Origin of the sequence: Variovorax sp. V15 (genome assembly GCF_041154425.1) — a bacterium.
In the GTDB taxonomy this organism is placed as follows: Bacteria; Pseudomonadota; Gammaproteobacteria; order Burkholderiales; family Burkholderiaceae_C; genus Variovorax; species Variovorax guangxiensis.
Genome location: NZ_AP028659.1, coordinates 871,335 through 888,159 on the forward strand (window position 1 = coordinate 871,335; position 16,825 = coordinate 888,159).

Annotated in this window: 12 protein-coding genes; 8 read left to right on the forward strand and 4 right to left on the reverse strand. The window is 68.9% G+C overall.

Features of this window, described 5'->3' with window-relative positions; all coding sequences use genetic code 11:
• The first annotated feature begins 25 nt into the window (after positions 1-25).
• Positions 26-973: a LysR family transcriptional regulator gene (locus tag ACAM57_RS04245; RefSeq protein ID WP_126023590.1), complete on the forward strand. Its 948-nt coding sequence runs from the start codon at positions 26-28 to the stop codon at positions 971-973.
• 48 nt (positions 974-1,021) lie between these two features.
• Here the strand turns inward: ACAM57_RS04245 and ACAM57_RS04250 are convergent, their stop codons facing one another.
• Positions 1,022-1,186, reverse strand: a complete 165-nt coding sequence (locus ACAM57_RS04250) for a hypothetical protein (RefSeq protein WP_165909669.1) — start codon at positions 1,184-1,186, stop codon at positions 1,022-1,024.
• Positions 1,187-1,832: 646 nt separating this feature from the next.
• On the opposite strand from ACAM57_RS04250, the gene oxlT reads away from it, so the two are divergent.
• The 7 genes from oxlT (at position 1,833) to ACAM57_RS04285 (ending at position 10,270) form a co-directional block, all read left to right on the forward strand.
• Positions 1,833-3,155 carry an oxalate/formate MFS antiporter gene (gene oxlT, locus ACAM57_RS04255; RefSeq protein WP_369660804.1) on the forward strand — a complete coding sequence of 441 codons (1,323 nt, stop codon included), beginning with the start codon at positions 1,833-1,835 and terminating at the stop codon, positions 3,153-3,155.
• Positions 3,156-3,281: 126 nt separating this feature from the next.
• Positions 3,282-3,770, forward strand: coding sequence for a gamma carbonic anhydrase family protein (locus tag ACAM57_RS04260; RefSeq protein WP_369660805.1), 489 nt, complete (start codon positions 3,282-3,284; stop codon positions 3,768-3,770).
• Positions 3,771-4,030: 260 nt separating this feature from the next.
• On the forward strand, positions 4,031-4,531 hold the full coding sequence (locus ACAM57_RS04265) for a formate dehydrogenase subunit gamma (protein WP_126023587.1): 501 nt from the start codon (positions 4,031-4,033) through the stop codon (positions 4,529-4,531).
• On the forward strand, positions 4,528-6,087 hold the full coding sequence (locus ACAM57_RS04270) for a formate dehydrogenase beta subunit (protein ID WP_369660806.1): 1,560 nt from the start codon (positions 4,528-4,530) through the stop codon (positions 6,085-6,087). The genes ACAM57_RS04265 and ACAM57_RS04270 overlap by 4 nt, the downstream gene beginning before the upstream one ends.
• 180 nt (positions 6,088-6,267) lie before the next feature.
• The gene (fdhF, locus tag ACAM57_RS04275; RefSeq protein ID WP_126023585.1) at positions 6,268-9,138 is read left to right on the forward strand and encodes a formate dehydrogenase subunit alpha; all 2,871 of its coding nucleotides are present in this window, start codon (positions 6,268-6,270) and stop codon (positions 9,136-9,138) included.
• Positions 9,139-9,151: 13 nt separating this feature from the next.
• Entirely contained in the window at positions 9,152-9,982 is an 831-nt protein-coding gene (gene fdhD / locus ACAM57_RS04280; RefSeq protein ID WP_369660807.1) for a formate dehydrogenase accessory sulfurtransferase FdhD, read from the forward strand.
• Positions 9,983-10,021: 39 nt separating this feature from the next.
• Complete coding sequence (locus ACAM57_RS04285; RefSeq protein ID WP_126023583.1) at positions 10,022-10,270, forward strand: formate dehydrogenase subunit delta; 249 nt, start codon at positions 10,022-10,024, stop codon at positions 10,268-10,270.
• Here the strand turns inward: ACAM57_RS04285 and ACAM57_RS04290 are convergent.
• The 3 genes from ACAM57_RS04290 to ACAM57_RS04300 form a co-directional block, all read right to left on the reverse strand.
• Positions 10,215-10,529, reverse strand: coding sequence for a hypothetical protein (locus tag ACAM57_RS04290; protein WP_184640789.1), 315 nt, complete (start codon positions 10,527-10,529; stop codon positions 10,215-10,217). The two genes, ACAM57_RS04285 and ACAM57_RS04290, sit on opposite strands and share 56 nt — an antisense overlap.
• A 235-nt stretch (positions 10,530-10,764) precedes the next feature.
• On the reverse strand, positions 10,765-14,850 hold the full coding sequence (locus ACAM57_RS04295; protein WP_369660808.1) for a translocation/assembly module TamB domain-containing protein: 4,086 nt from the start codon (positions 14,848-14,850) through the stop codon (positions 10,765-10,767).
• Positions 14,851-14,861: 11 nt separating this feature from the next.
• Positions 14,862-16,811: an autotransporter assembly complex family protein gene (locus ACAM57_RS04300; RefSeq protein ID WP_369660809.1), complete on the reverse strand. Its 1,950-nt coding sequence runs from the start codon at positions 16,809-16,811 to the stop codon at positions 14,862-14,864.
• Between the last annotated feature and the right edge of the window lie 14 nt (positions 16,812-16,825).

The window sequence follows — 16,825 nt, forward strand, 5'->3', positions numbered from 1 at the left end:
GCCCCCCAGCTTCGAAGGCCCTGCGATGAAACACGCGACCCTGCGCCAGATGAAGGTCTTCGAGGCGGTGGCGCGGCTGCTGAGCTTCTCTCGCGCGGCCGAGGAACTGCACCTCACGCAGCCCGCCGTCTCCACGCAGGTGCGCAAGCTCGAGGAGCATGCGGACAACGCGCTCTTCGAGCAGTTCGGCAAGAAGATCTACCTCACGCCCGCGGGCACCGAACTGCTGCAGATCAGCCGCGCGATCATCCAGCAGTTCGAGGCGGCCGAGCACGCGATGATGCAGTTCAAGGGCGTCTCGGGCGGCAAGCTCAACGTGGGCGTGATCAGCGCGGGCGACTACTTCTTTCCGCGCCTGCTGGTCGAGTTCGCGAGCCGCCACCAGGGCGTGACGCTGAACTTCACGGTCCACAACCGCGCGGAGCTGCTGACCCACATCGCGGAGAACCTTACGGATCTCGCGATCATGGTGCGCCCACCCACCGACCTGGACACCGTCAACCAGCCCTTTGCGCCGCACCCTTACGTGATCGTCGCGGCGCCCGGCCATCCGCTGGCGCGAGAGAGAAACATCCCGCGGGCGCGGCTGATGCGCGAGCCCTTCGTGGTACGCGAGAAGGCGTCCGACACCTGGCACTCGATGGAGGACGGCTTCGGCGGCGACCTGAGCGGCATCAACGTCGCGATGGAGATACGCAGCACCGAGACCATCAAGCAGGCGGTGATCGCGGGCATGGGCGTGAGTTTCGTGTCGGCCCACACCGTGAGCCAGGAACTGCGCGCCGGCAGCCTCTGCGTGCTCGACGTGCAGGGATTTCCGCTGATGCTCAACTGGTACGTGGTGCATCGCCGCAGCAAGCGGCTGCCGCCGGTGGCGCAGGCCTTCAAGGAGTTCCTGCTGAGCGACGGGCCCGCGCTGATCGCGCAGATCGTCCCGTTCGAAGGCCCCAAGGAAAAAGAGCGCGGCGAGTGACTCGCGCGCGCTCCTTGCGGGGATTGCCTGGCTGCTGCGTGCGGCGGATCAGCGTTGCACGAACGACGAGCGGCGCTGCATCAGCGCGGCGCGAGCGGCCTTGTAGAAGATCACGATGGGCATCACCGCGAACAGCTCGCGCATGACGTTGCCGGCGGCCGAGGAAGAAGAGGGGGCACGCAGTGCGTTGGAATTCAGGGTCGTGTGGCTCATTTGATGGCTCCAAAAAAAGAATCTGAAACTGAATCGGAAAGACCGAAGGGATTACCCTGAATTTTAGGGTTTACCCTAGACGAGGGCAAACGCGATTTTTGCGTTTCTTGACCTGGGTCAATTTTTTCCCTGTCGGACAGGGTCCCGTCATGGGGTGAAAGTTCCCCCTGCCAGAGCCGATCGGAAGAGCATCGGCCGCGCGCGACGCGCATCGCGAAGCCATCGAGGGACATCGCAAGAGCCGATGCGTGCATCGAAAAATGGCGCGCAACCATCACGCGCGAATCATCGAAATTCCGCCATCCATTTCTCTTCCTTGATGCGATGCGCGAAGCCCGCTCGACATGCATCGCAGCGGCCTCTCATCCGCATCGCGCGCAGTGCGATTTCCAGAGAGGAATCAGTGCCTCGTGCTAGGGATACCTCGGGGGGTCGCCGAGGGCGCGATTCGTGTGAACTTGACTGAGGTCAAGAGTTTTTGAGTCGCTCGGTCCGACAGTCATTCACGCGCAGAAAACTGGTGATTCCAATGCCGTGTATCGATGTCAACGAAGCCTCGTCGCCCGTCGATGCGCACAGTTCGCTCGACTGATTGCTCTGCTCTGGCAGCCCGTCGGATTTCAACGAAAACACCAAGGACAACTCCATGACTCGGCCCACCTCCACGATCGCAGGTTCCAACGCCGCGATGTACCCCCCGTCCGAAACCTATGGCGCCAACGCGACCCGATCCGAGGCGTACCGATGGGGCCAATTGCTCATAGGCATCGTCTGCATGGCGATGATCGCCAACCTGCAGTACGGCTGGACGCTCTTCGTCAATCCGATCGCCGACAAGCACGGCTGGAGCCGCGCCGCGATCCAGGTCGCCTTCACCATCTTCGTGCTCACCGAAACCTGGCTGGTGCCCATCGAGGGCTACCTCGTCGACCGCTTCGGACCACGTCCCGTGGTGCTGGTGGGCGGCGTGCTCTGCGGCGTGGGCTGGGTGCTCAACTCGTTCGCCGACTCGCTGGCGCTGCTGTACGTGGCGGCGGCCATCGGCGGCATCGGCGCGGGCGCGGTCTACGGCACCTGCGTGGGCAATGCGCTCAAGTGGTTCCCCGACCGGCGCGGCCTCGCGGCGGGCATGACCGCCGCGGGCTTCGGTGCGGGCTCTGCGCTCACGATCATCCCGATCTCCGCGATGATCAAGTCGAGCGGCTATGAGGCAGCCTTTCTCTATTTTGGGATCGGGCAGGGGCTCATCGTGTTCCTGCTCGCATGGCTCCTGACCCGCGCGCCCGACCACGCCAAGGCTTCCAACAACCGCGCCGTGCAGCAGTCGCGCCGCGACTACGCGCCCTCCGAGGTGCTGCGCTCGCCGGTGTTCTGGGTGATGTACGCGATGTTCGTGATGGTGGCGGCCGGCGGCCTGATGGCCACCGCGCAGCTCGCGCCCATCGCCAAGGACTTCAAGATCATCGACGTGCCGGTCAACATCATGGGCCTGGTGCTGCCCGCGCTGACCTTCGCACTGGCCATCGACCGCGTGCTCAACGGCCTCACGCGGCCCTTCTTCGGATGGGTGTCGGACAAGATCGGCCGCGAGCAGACCATGTTCATCGCCTTCGCGATCGAGTCGGTCGGCATCCTGATGCTCTACCACTACGGCCAGAACCCGCTGCTGTTCGTGATCCTCACGGGTATCGTGTTCTTCGCATGGGGCGAGATCTACAGCCTGTTCCCTTCGACCTGCGCCGACACCTTCGGCTCCAAGTACGCGGCCTCGAACGCCGGCATGCTCTATACCGCCAAGGGCACGGCCTCGCTGCTGGTGCCCCTGTCGAGCGTGCTGGCCGCCTCCACAGGCAGCTGGCAGGCCGTCTTCATCGCGGCCAGCGCGGTCAATGCGCTCGCGGCGCTGATGGCCTGGTTCGTGCTGCGCCCGATGCGCCGCAAGCACATCGAGGCCAGCCGTACCGAATAGCACCGAATAGAACACCTGCACACCACCGAAGGCGGCAGCGCCGGTACCATCCGGGCATCCGCCTTTCCCCCGCGGCCCCGCCATGAAGATGGCGGGGCCTTTTGCCGATGAACAGGAGCCTTTGCAGTGACGATCTACCGACTTGACGCGCATGAACCGGTCATCGACGCCAGCGCCCGAGTGGCCGAGAGCGCCAGCGTGATCGGCCAGGTCGTGCTGGCGGCCGGCTGCAGCATCGGCGCGCACTCGGTGCTGCGCGGCGACAACGAGCCCATCACCGTCGGCCGCGGCAGCCAGGTGGAGGCGGGCGTGATGCTGCACGCCGACCCCGGCTTCCCGCTCACCATCGGCGCCGAGGTGATGGTCGGCCCGCACGTGATGCTGCACGGTTGCACCGTGGGCGACGGCGCCGTCGTCGGCGAGAACACCGTCGCGCTCAACGGCTCGGTGGTGGGCCGCGGATGCATCGTCGAGCCCGGTTCGCTGCTCACCGAAGGCAAGGTCTTTCCCGACCGTTCGCGCATCGTGGGCCGCCCCGCGAAGGTCACCGGCGAGGTGGGCGACGAAGAAGCCGAAGCGCAGCTGCGCAGGGCGCGCGAAGCCTCCGCCCGATAGGGTCTTTCAGGCAGTTCTCCCGGTCCTTGCGAAACCCTGCGCGCCCGCAGGGTTTGTGCGCATTGGCACCGTGCTTGTTTCGGCGGAAATTGACTTGTGTCAAGGCCCCCGACGCCCGATTCATCGACATTGATCCCCAAGCGGACGACCACGGGATTCGCGTCGAATTCGCGACGTCGAACCCGTGACGAACCACGATGAAAACAGCTCCGCCTGCAAGGCCTCGAAGGCTTCACGCAGCGGAGCAGATCGGACGGACCATGAGACAAGAACAGGTTCAGCAGGCGCAGCAGGGGCACGAGGCGAGCGAACTCGCCGCCGTGCAGCGCATCCTGCAGGCGCACGAGAACGAACCCGGCGCGCTGCTGCCGATACTGCACGACGTGCAGGACGCGCTCGGCTACATCCCCGCCCACGCGGTGCCGGTGATCGCCGAGGCGCAGAACCTCTCGCGCGCCGAGGTGCACGGCGTCGTCACCTACTACCACCACTTCCGCAGCGCGCCCGCGGGCCGCCATGTGATCCAGATCTGCCGCGCCGAGGCTTGCCAGTCGATGGGCGCCGATGCGCTGCTGGCCCATGCGGAACTGCGTCTGGGCTGCAGCGCGCACGGCACCACGAAGGACGGCGCGTTCACGCTGGAGCCGGCCTTCTGCCTCGGCCTGTGCGCCTCCTCGCCCGCGATGACGCTGGACGACCAGCCGCATGCGCGCATGACGCCCCGCACGTTCGACGCGCTGGTCGCGCAGGTCAACCCATGAGCACCATCACCGTATACGTCCCGCGCGACTCGGCCGCGCTCGCCGTCGGCGCAGACCGCGTGGCCCGCTGCATCGCGAAGGAGGCAGCGGCGCGCGGCCTGATGCTGGAGATCGTGCGCAACGGCTCGCGCGGCATGTTCTGGCTCGAGCCGCTGGTGGAGGTGAACACGCCCGCCGGCCGCATCGCCTACGGCCCGGTGACGCCCGACGACGTGGCGGGGCTGTTCGACGCGGGCTTCATCACCGGCGGCAGGCATCCGCTGGCGCTCGGCCCGACCGAGGAGATTCCTTACCTGAAGAAGCAGGAGCGCCTGACCTTCTCGCGCATGGGCATCACGGACCCGGTGTCGCTCACCGACTACCAGGCCTACGAGGGTTTCGCCGGCCTGCGCCGCGCGCTGGCGCTCGCGCCGGAGGAGATCGTGCAGCAGGTGCTCGACTCGGGCCTGCGCGGGCGCGGCGGCGCGGCCTTTCCGGCCGGCATCAAGTGGAAGACGGTGCTGGGCACGGCTGCCGCGCAGAAGTACATCGTCTGCAATGCCGACGAAGGCGACTCGGGCACGTACTCCGACCGCATGACGATGGAGGGCGACCCCTTCATGCTCATCGAGGGCATGACCATCGCGGGCCTCGCCACCGGCGCGACGCAGGGCTACATCTACGTGCGCTCGGAGTACCCGCACGCGATCGCGACGCTGAACGAGGCGATCCGCATCGCGGAGGCGGCGGGCTTCCTCGGCGACAACATCCTGCGTTCGGGCAAGCGCTTCTCGCTCGCGGTGCGCAAGGGCGCGGGCTCGTACGTGTGCGGCGAGGAGACGGCGCTGCTCGAAAGCCTGGAAGGCAAGCGCGGCATCGTGCGCGCCAAGCCGCCGCTGCCGGCCATCGAGGGGCTGTTCGGCAAGCCCACGCTCATCAACAACGTCATCACGCTGGCCAGCGTGCCGCTGATCCTGGCGCGCGGCGCGGCCTTCTACCGCGACTACGGCGTGGGCCGCTCGCGCGGCACGCTGCCGATGCAGCTGGCGGGCAACATCAAGTACGGCGGCCTGGTCGAGAAGGCCTTCGGCGTCACGTTGCGCGAGCTGCTGTACGACTACGGCGGCGGCTCGGCCTCGGGCCGGCCCATCAAGGCGGTGCAGGTCGGCGGTCCGCTGGGCGCCTACCTGCCCGAATCGAAGTGGGACCTGCCGCTGGACTACGAGGCCTACGCGGCCGTCGGCGGCACCGTGGGCCATGGCGGCATCGTGGTGCACGACGACACGGTCGACCTCTCGAAGCTCGCGCGCTACGCCATGGAGTTCTGCGCGCTCGAATCCTGCGGCAAGTGCACGCCCTGCCGCATCGGCTCGACGCGCGGCGTGGAAGTGATCGACAAGATCCGCGGCAACCAGAACCGCCCGCAGCAGGTGATGCTGCTGCGCGACCTGTGCGACACGATGGTCCACGGCTCGTTGTGCGCCATGGGCGGCATGACGCCGTTCCCGGTGCTCTCGGCGCTCGACCATTTCCCGCAGGACTTCGGCATCGAAGCTCCCGATAGAAAGGCCGCCTGACATGACGCATCCGGATACGGACAGCCGAACGCAGAAGGAATACAAAAACTACGCAGAAATCGCAGAAGAGACAAACACCATTTTTGGTTTTCCTTTTGCGACTTCTGCGAAATCTTCGCGACTTCTGCGTTCGGATGTCCGCCCCCGCATTTGCCTCAGGCCTCAGTGAAAGCCCCCAACATGTTGAATCATCTCAAGGACATCGACTACGGCACCCCCAAGCGCGAATCGGAGCGTGAGGTGACGCTGGAGATCGACGGCAACGAAGTCACGGTGCCCGCGGGCACCTCGCTGATGCGCGCGGCGGTGGATGCGGGCATCCAGGTGCCAAAGCTCTGCGCCACCGACAGCCTGGAGCCCTTCGGCTCGTGCCGGTTGTGCCTGGTCGAGATCGAGGGCCGCCGGGGCTTCCCGGCCTCGTGCACCACGCCCGCCGAAGCCGGCATGAAGGTGCGCACGCAGACGCCCAGGCTGCAGGAGCTGCGCAAGGGCGTGATGGAGCTCTACATCTCCGACCATCCGCTGGACTGCCTCACCTGCTCGGCCAACGGCAACTGCGAGCTGCAGGACATGGCGGGCGTGACCGGCCTGCGCAACGTGCGCTACGGCTTCGACGGCGCCAACCACCTCAAGAGCGAGAAGGACGAGTCGAACCCGTACTTCAGCTACGACCCTTCCAAGTGCATCGTGTGCAACCGCTGCGTGCGCGCCTGCGAGGAAACGCAGGGCACCTTCGCGCTGACCATCAGCGGCCGCGGCTTCGAATCGCGCGTGTCGCCGGGCCAGGACGAGGCCTTCATGGACTCGGAGTGCGTGAGCTGCGGCGCCTGCGTCGAGGCCTGCCCCACCGCCACGCTGCAGGAGAAGTCGGTGATCTGGCTCGGCCAGCCCGAGCACAGCGTGATCACCACATGCGCCTACTGCGGCGTAGGCTGCTCGTTCAAGGCCGAGATGAAGGGCAACGAGGTGGTGCGCATGGTGCCGTGGAAGGACGGCAAGGCCAACGAGGGCCACTCCTGCGTGAAGGGCCGCTTCGCCTGGGGCTATGCCACGCACCAGGACCGCATGCTCAAGCCGATGATCCGCAAGAACATCAGCGACCCGTGGCAGGAGGTGAGCTGGGAGACCGCGCTCGGCTATGCGGCCAGCGAGTTCAAGCGCCTGCAGGCCAAGTACGGCCGCGACTCCATCGGCGGCATCACTTCCTCGCGCTGCACCAACGAGGAGACCTACCTCGTGCAGAAGCTGGTGCGCGCCGCCTTCGGCAACAACAACGTCGACACCTGCGCGCGCGTGTGCCATTCGCCCACGGGCTACGGCCTGAAGCAGACGCTGGGCGAGTCGGCGGGCACGCAGACCTTCGCCTCTGTGGACAAGGCCGACGTGATCATGGTGATCGGCGCCAACCCGACCGACGGGCATCCGGTGTTCGCCTCGCGCATGAAGAAGCGGCTGCGCCAGGGCGCGAAGCTGATCGTGGTCGACCCGCGCCGCATCGACATCGTGAAGTCGCCGCACATCCAGGCTGCGCATCACCTGCAGCTGCGCCCCGGCACCAACGTGGCGGTGGTCACCGCGCTGGCGCACGTCATCGTGACCGAAGGGCTGATGGCCGACGAGTTCGTGGCCGAGCGCTGCGACACGGCCTCGTTCAAGGAATGGAAGTCGTACGTCGAGCGCCCCGAGCAGTCGCCCGAGGCCACCGAGGCGGTCACCGGCGTGCCTGCCGCCGAGATGCGCGCGGCCGCGCGGCTCTTCGCGACGGGCGGCAACGCCGCCATCTACTACGGCCTGGGCGTGACCGAGCACAGCCAGGGCTCGACGACCGTGATGGGCATCGCCAACCTCGCGATGGTCACCGGCAACGTGGGCAGAGAAGGCGTGGGCGTGAACCCGCTGCGCGGCCAGAACAACGTGCAGGGCTCCTGCGACATGGGCTCCTTCCCGCACGAGCTGCCGGGCTACCGCCACGTGTCGGACAGCACCACGCGCTCCGCGTTCGAGGCCGCCTGGGGCGTGCCGATCGACCCCGAGCCGGGCCTGCGCATTCCCAACATGTTCGACGCCGCCATCGGCGGCAGCTTCAAGGGCCTCTACTGCGAGGGCGAGGACATCGTGCAGTCCGACCCGAACACCCAGCACGTGGCCGCCGCGATGATGGCCATGGAATGCGTGGTGGTGCAGGACATCTTCCTCAACGAGACCGCCAAGTACGCGCACGTGTTCCTGCCGGGCTCCTCCTTCCTGGAGAAGGACGGCACCTTCACCAACGCCGAGCGCCGGATCTCGCGCGTGCGCAAGGTGATGCCGCCGAAGGCGGGCTATGCCGACTGGGAAGTGACGGTGAAGCTCGCGCAGGCCCTTGGTTATCCGATGGACTACCAGAGCCCGGAGGAGATCATGGACGAGATCGCCGCGCTCACGCCCACCTTCCACGGCGTGAGCTACAAGCGCCTCGACGAGCTCGGCAGCATCCAGTGGCCCTGCAACGAGAACGCGCCCGACGGTACGCCCACCATGCACATCGACCGCTTCGTGCGCGGCAAGGGCAAGTTCATCGTCACGCAGTACGTGGCGACCGACGAGAAGGTCACGCGCAGGTTCCCGCTGCTGCTGACCACCGGGCGCATCCTCTCGCAGTACAACGTGGGCGCGCAGACGCGGCGCACCGAGAACAACCAGTGGCACAGCGAGGACCGGCTGGAGATCCATCCGCACGACGCCGAGGAACGCGGCGTGAAGGAAGGCGACTGGGTCGGCATCCAGAGCCGCGCGGGCGAGACGGTGCTGCGCGCCACGGTGTCGGAGCGCGTGCAGCCGGGCGTGGTCTACACCACCTTCCACTTCCCCGAGTCGGGGGCGAACGTGATCACCACCGACAACTCCGACTGGGCCACCAACTGCCCCGAATACAAGGTCACGGCGGTGCAGGTGGCGCCGGTGATGCAGCCTTCGGCCTGGCAGCAGGAGTACAGCCGCTTCAACCGGACGCAGCACGACCTGCTCGCCGCCGCCTCGCACCAGAGCAACGAGACGGTGCCGGCCAAGTGAGGATGCATCGCGCATGACCATGCAGGCCGCAGACACGGTCCGCTTCTGCGAAGGCGCGCAGCTGCTGCCCGTGCACGGCGTGCGCGGCGGCCGGCCCTTCGACGTGCAGGACTGGGTTGCCGAGGAGGTGCCGGTCGCGCTCGAATACAACGGCATCTCGCATGCGGTGATGCTGGCTACGCCGCTCGACCTGGAAGACTTCGCGCTCGGCTTCTCGCTGAGCGAGGGCATCCTCGACGAGGCGCACGAGCTCTATTCGGTGGAGGCCGAGCAGTCGGCGCTGGGCTTCACGGTGCACATGCAGGTGTCGAGCGCGGCCTTCGCGCGCCTCAGGCAGCGCCGCCGCTCGATGGCCGGGCGCACCGGCTGCGGCCTGTGCGGCACCGAAAGCCTCACGCAAGTGTCGCGCGAGATTCCCGTGCTGCGCGACGATGCCGCCGTGCGCTTCGAGCGCGAGGCCATCGGCCGGGCGATGTCGCAGCTGCCTTCGCAGCAGACCTTGCAGGAAGCCACCGGCGCGGTGCACGCGGCGGCGTGGTGTTCGCCCGACGGCGAGGTGATGTGGCTGCGCGAGGACGTGGGCCGCCACAACGCGCTCGACAAGCTGGTGGGCGCGCTCGCGGCCAACGACGTCGATGCGTCCGGCGGCTTCATCGCCGTCACCAGCCGCGCGAGCTTCGAGATGGTGCAGAAGGCCGCGATGGCCGGCGCGCCGCTGCTGGCCGCCGTGTCGGCACCGACCTCGTTCGCGGTGACCACGGCGCAGCGCGCGGGGCTCACGCTGGTGGGCTTCGTGCGGCAGGAAGATCTTGGCGTGTACAGCCACCCCCAGCGGCTGCGCTGAGCCGTTCCCTTTTCAACGCTACAACTTTCCGGAAACCAAATGGAGCACGATCAATCGGCGCAACTCGTGAAGATGGCCAACCAGATCGGCAGCTTCTTCCAGGCGCAGTCGCCCAGCGACGCGGGCGCGGCCACGCAGGCCATTGCCGCGCACCTGAAGTCGTTCTGGGCACCGAGCATGCGCATCCAGCTGCTGCGCGATTTCGATGCGGGCAAGACGCCGCAGCTGATGCCTATCGTGGCATCGGCGCTTCGCAGCCATCGGGCGACGCTGCTGCCTGCGCCATGAGCAGGGACTCGTAGTAGAGGCACAGCGGCATCGCGATGAACACCATGCCCGCGACGTAGATCACGAGGCTGGTGACGGGAAAGTGCATGCCGCCCCAGTAGGGGACGGACGCCACGAGCGCGAGGCCCGCGATCAGCGCGATCGTGCCGCGCAATGCGCCTCGCGTGAGGGCGATGCGCGAGAGCCCCGGCGGGGCGGATGTCCGAGAGCCATCTGGAAAGTTCCGAAGGCTCTCGCCCTTGTCTCCAACTCTTTTCATCGTGGTCGCTCCTCGGTGAAGGCGAGGCACGGTTCTTATCACGCGCGCAAGACGCGGGTCAAGGCCGAAGTCGGGAGCGGGCCGGGGGAAGGGATCGGACAGCCGAACGCAGAAGAAATACAAAAGCTACGCAGAGGTCGCAGAAGAGACAGAAAACCATTTTCTGGTTTTCCTTTTGCGACTTTCGCGCAACCTTCGCGACCTCTGCGTTCGGCTGCCCGGTCCCGATCCCGCTTCAGTCGTACTTGACCGTGTAGATCAGGTCGAGGCCGCTCGTCTGTCCGGCCTGGCCGCGCAGGGTGAGGCGCGTCGTCAGGTCGTAGAAGATGAAGAGGGTGCCGAAGGTGCCGCCGATGCTGCGCTCGTAGGTGATGTAGAAGTCCTTCGACAGGCGCTTGCCCAGCGTCACTGCCGATTCGCGCAGGTCGCCGCCGTCGCCCGGGCCCTTGAAGCCGAGTTCGTCGAGGCCGAAGCGGCTCGCGAGGCTGCCGCCGGTGGAGGCGCCGCCGATCTTGCCGAGCAGCGACAGCGCGGCCTGCTGCAGCAGCGCCGATTCGCCGCCGCTGGTGGCCGAGGCGCGGCCCAGCACGACCCACGAGAGCGTCTCGGCATCGGACAGCGCCGGCTCCGAATACAGCTTCACGCGCGGCGACTGCGCGGTGCCGGTGATCTGCACGCCCGCGCGCTGCGAGAGATTGGGGCGGATCGCGAGGATGTCGAGCGCCGGGTTGTCGAAGGGGCCGTTGAAGCGCGCGATGCCGGTCTCCACGTCGAGCTGCTGGCCGTAGGCGCGGTACTGGCCCTTCACCGTCTTCACCTCGCCGGTGATGCGGGGCGGCGCATCGAGCCGGGTGCTGCGGATCTCGAGGTTGCCTTCGAGGCGCGTGGTGATGCCGCGGCCCTGCACCGCGAAGTCGTCGCCCAGGTCGAACTCGACGGTGATGTCCGGCGGCTTGGCGGTCTGCGGCTTCGCGGCCTGTGCGTCGGCGCGGGCGGCCTCGCGCTTCGCCGCCTCGGCGGCCTCGCGGTCCTTGGCGGCGGAGCGCACGACGACGTCGCTGCCCAGGCTGGGCGCGGTCTCGTCGGGCAGGATGATGACGGCGCGGTCGGTCCTGAGCTTGCCGCGCACGGTGAACTGGCCGTTGTCCAGCCGCGCCTGCAGGTCGCCCGAGAGCGTGACCTGCCGGTCGGTGCGCACCAGCACGCGCAGTGCGCGCAGCTGGCCCTGCAGCGCCATGCGGATGCCGGAGGCCGAGCCGCTGGCCGGGCCCCAGGCGAGCTCGCCGCTGGCTGAAAGGGTGCCGCCGTCGGTGCGGGCCTCGCTGGCGGCGGTGCTGCGGTTGCCGCTCTGGCCGCCGATGCGCGCCGAACTGCCGGCGCCGCCCTTGAGCGTGAATTCGGTGATCTCGATGCGCTCGCCGGTGAGCGTGGCGCGCAGCCGGCCGTCGCGCAGGTCCAGCCCTTCGACCGGCGCGCGCAGCGCGAGCTTGTCGGCGCCCAGCGTGCCGTTCCAGCGCGGCGCGGCGCGGTTGCCCGAGAGCGTGGCGTTGGCGTCCAGCGTGCCGGCGATGCGCCAGCCCGGCGGCGCAAGCATCGACCACACGCCCAGGTTCGGCAGCATGGCCTTGATGGTGCCGCCCAGCGGCGCGTCGGGCGCCCACTGCCAGCCGCCGGCGCGCTGCTGCACGCGGGTGTCGAGCTGCGCGTCGATCTTGCCGGCGCGTTCGCTGTCCCACGCGAGAACGGCGTGCACGGCGTCGCCGTCGGCATCCAGGCGCAGCTCGGCCTGGCGCAGGCCGGCCGGCGTGCTGGGCGCGTCGCCGCTGGCCGAGGCGGAATTCATCGTGCGCTCGCTCGCGGTGCCCGTGCCGGTGCTGGTGATGCGCGTGACCAGCGCGGCCTCGCCGGCCTGCACGCGGATGTCGCCGCTCTGGCGTGCGAGGCGGGCCTTGGCGTGCAGCGTGTCGCCCGCGTCGATGTCCCAGTCGCCGTTGAACATCAGGTCGCCGCTGATGCCGTATTCGCCGAGCGCGGTATTGGCGCCGAGTGCGCTGGCCCAGGCCATCGGCAGGCCCTGCAGCTGGCCCTTGGACTGCACGCGGAACACGCGGTTGGGCGCCACGCCGCTCTGGCTGAAGCGCAGCGGCTGCCAGTCGATGCGCACCGTGCCCGGTACGGGGCCTCGCAGCGTGGCCGAGGCGGCGGAAGCTTCCACGTCGAGGCGCGGCGCATTGCCGCTCGCGGTGCGGATGGTCGCGGTGACTTCGCGGCCCAGCTCCAGCACCCAGGGCGCGCCGGGTCGGGCGCTGTCCTGCGCCTGCAGCTTCAGGCTGGCCAACGCCGCGCGCCACTGGCCGGCACCGGCGATGCCGCCGCTGGCGCGGGTGTCGATGTCGAACTTCTGCGTGCCGGTGGCGGCCTCGCCCTTCAGCGCGAGCGTGGCCTGCGCGAGGCTGCCGGCCAGATCGGCCTGCAGGTTGCGCAGCTGGATGTCGGTGTTCGTTGCGCCGGGCTGCTCGGAGGGCAGTGTGAGGTCGAGGCGCGGCACCGAGAGTGCGGCCTTCAGGCTCGGTTCGGCGACGCCGCGTGGGGCGGGGGCGTTGGGGTTTTCCAGCCGGCGCTGGATGGTGCGCCAGCCACCCTGCCAGCTGGCGTCGAGCTTTGCCGATCCCTTGGCGCCGGCGTTGCCGAAAACGCCGGACATGCCTGGCAGGCCCTGCACCCAGCGCTGCACGGTGTCGGCGTCGTCGATGGCGGCCTTGATCTCGCCGCTGCCCGAATCGGGCGCGATGCGGCCTTCGACCTGCGCGCTGCCGCCGGGCAGGGCGAGGGCCAGCTTGCCGCTGGCGGCCTGCTCGGCCACGCGCACCTGCAGGCGGCCGTCGACGCTGGCGCGCTGCGCATCGATGCGCAGCGTGCGCAGGTCGAGCACCTGGTCCTTCCACTGGCCCTGTGCCAGCGCGCGGTCGAGCGCGAAGCCGGGCAGGGCCTTGCTGCCCGCGCCGCCGCCCTCGGCGCGCAGGCTGGCGTCGAAGGCGATGGTGCTGTCCTTCTGCTCGGCCTTGATCTGTCCGCTGACCGGTGCGCCAGAAAGCTCGCTGTGCAGCGCCGCGGGCCTCACGCCGCGCACGGTGGCCTGCGCCTGCCAGGGCGAGGGCGCCGGGCTCCACTTGCCGGCCGCGTCGATGCGCCCGCCGCCCGCGCGCACGGTGGCTTCGGAAATTGTCCAGCTGGTGCCGTTGAAGCCGACCCTGGCCAGCAGCTGTTCGAGCGGCAGCTTCTCCTTGTCCCACGGGCCGGGCAGGGCGTTGCGGATGTCGGCCGAGGCCTTCCAGGCTGCGGGGCCGGTGTCGGCATCCGGCTGCAGTTCGACGGTGCCGGTGAGCCGCGTTTCGGGCGCGCCGGGCCACAGGCTCGATGCGTCGACGTTGCGCAGGTCGGCCTTCGCGTCGATCACCGGCTGGGGCAGCCAGGGCGCGATCTGCGCCTGCAGGCTGGCCTCCATGGGGGCGTCGGCGTTCTCCTCCGCCGGCTTAAGCTCGGCCGCCACCTGCAGCCGCGCGCCGGTGCCGGCGAGCGTGCCCTTGACGGTGGCGGCGGCCAGCACGTCGATGTCGTGGTCCTCGGCCAGCGGCGCCTTCACGCGGCCGTCGAGCGCGGCGTCGATGGCCATCGGCGCGGGGCCCTGCAGCTTCACGCGGGCGCTGTAGTGGCCGTCGGCGATGTCCACGCCCTTGACCTCCAGCGCGTGTTCGGCGGCCTTGTAGCTGTAGCTGCCCGAGAGATTGAGCGCCTGCAGCACCGGCGGGCCGGCCCAGCGGAGTTCGTCGATGCGGAAGGGCAGCTCGACCTCCACAGGCAGCGCGAGCTGCTCGAGCGGCTCGGTGGGCTTGTCACTGGGCGCACCGCGCTTCTCGATCAGCACCTGCTTCGCGTGCACTTCGCCGAGTTGCACCTTGCGCTGGAACAGCGGCGCGAACTGCCAGCCGATGGTGGCGTCGTTGACCTCCACGGCGATGCTGTCGCTCTGGTACCTGAGCCAGCCGATGTGGCCGCCGGTGCGCAGCGAGCCGCTCACGTCGCGGCTTTCGAGCGTCTGGCCGGCTGGCAGGCGCTGCGCCGCCTGCGCGAGCGCGAAGGCGAGCGAGGTGTCCGAGCCCAGCCACCACCATGCGCCGGCGAGCAGCAGCGCCACCGCGAGCAGCAGGCCCGCGACGGTCCAGGCCAGGGCGCGCACCGCGCGCCGCGCGCGCGAGCGGCGGGGCAGCGCTGGCGGTGCAGGCAGTGCTGGCGTTGAGGTGGATTCGTCTTCGGTCTGCATCTGTCGGTGCATCAGAAGGTGAAGCCGAGCCGGAAGTGCAGGCGGAACTTCTTCGAGTCGACGCCGTAGGCCAAGTCGGCCTGCACCGGCCCGACCGGGCTGCGCCAGCGCGCGCCCACGCCCACGCCCACCTTGGGCTTGAGCTCGCCGGGCTTGTCGGCCACGGCGCCGGCATCGACGAACACCACGCTCTCCCATTCGGTGAGCTTGTTGTTGTAGACGAAGGGGCGCTGCCACTCCACGCTGGCCACGCCGAGGTAGCGGCCGGCCACCGTGGTGCCGTCGGGGCGCACGGTGCCGATCTGCTTGTAGCTGTAGCCGCGCACGGTGGTGTCGCCGCCGGTCAGGAACATCAGCGTGGAGGGGATCTGCGCGCTGTCTTTCGCCGATACCGCGCCGGCCTCCACGCGCAGCTGCAGGCGGCTGCGGCGCGCGCGCAGCTCCTTGTCCTCGGCCGAGCCCAGCGGCAGCACGCCGAGCCAGCGCGCGTAGGTGCGCGTGAAGGGCACCTGCTCGCCGGTGAGCGTGTAGCCGGCAGCCACCTCCAGCGCGAGGCCGAAGCCGCGCGAGGGGGCGGAGTTGTCGTCGAAGTAGCGCCCGGTCCAGCCCCAGTTGGCCGTCACGGCCGAGGCCGAGGGCGGCGCGTTGGTGCCGCGGTTCTGCGCGTAGTCGTACTGCAGGAAATAGCTGCGGTCGATGTGGTCACCCGACTTGCTGCGCCCGCCGCGCAGCCGGCCGCTGTCGACCACGTAGCTGCCCGACTGCTCGCTCTTGAGCTCCGCGCCCGCGAACCAGCGCCAGCCGCGGTCGTCGGGAATGGCCTTGAGCTCGGTGGACAGCGACTTGATGTCGTTGTCCACCGACAGCCGCGAGACGGCGCGCCAGCCCAGCAGCGGCACCTGGTTGTGGATGTGGTCGATCGACAGGCGCGGGCCGTTGTCGGTGGTGAAGCCCACGCCCAGCACCACCTTCTGCAGCGGCGCCTCGCGCAGCTGCGCGATGACGGGCGCGGCCAGCGGGTTGCCGCCGTCGGTGTCGAGCGTGAGGAACACAGAGTCGTAGTAGCCGCTGCTGGCCAGGCGCTGCTGGGCGTCGAGCAGCTTCTGCTGGTCGTAGTCCTGGCCGCTGGGCAGGCGCGCGATGCGGCGCGCGCCGTCGGGGTCGTAGCGCTGGATGCCGCGCAGCACCAGCGGCCCGAACTTGTAGGCCGGGCCCGACTGGTAGGTGACGCTCAGGCGGGCCTCGCTGCGGTCGGCATCGACCTCGGCGCGGCTGATCGCGATGCTGCCCGTGGGAAAGCGCTTCGCCGTGAGGCTGCGCAGCGCGGTGGTCTTCGCGTCGTCCCAGGCCTGCTGGGTGAAGGGCTGGCCGGCGCGCAGGGCCCAGGCGGTGCGGATGGTGTCGCGCTGCGACTCGGCGGCCGGGTCGTCGGCGATGGGGCCGGCATAGCTGATCTGCACGTTGCTCACCCTGGTGAGCTCGCCGGGCGAGACGTTGATGACGATCTCGCGCGGGGCCTTTTCGCCCTGCGGCGTCTCGTTGAGTTCGAGCGTCAGCGTGGGCGTGAAGTAGCCGAGCGTGGCGAGCAGTTCGCGGGCGTTGGCCTCTGCGGCCACCATGAGGCGGGAGATCTCGGTGGCGCCGAGGTCGTCGAGCTCGCGGTAACGCTGGATTTCGAGATGCAGCTTGAGGTAGTCGCGCACGGCCTCGGGGCCGCGTACGTCGACGGTGAAGGCGTCGCGCTTGTCACCGGCCTTCCTGCCGCCGTCTTCCTTCTCGTCCTTGTCGGCACCAGTAGTGCCGGCACCCGCCGCGCCGCTGCGCACGAGGCCGGCCACGGGTTTGTTTTCTTCGGCGGATTCCTTTTTCGGCAGCAGGCTGCAGCCTTGCAAGAGCAGGACGCCGCACAAAAACAAAGCCGGCCACCACGCCGGCGAAGAAACAGGAACCGCCCTGACCATGGGCGGATTCTGAC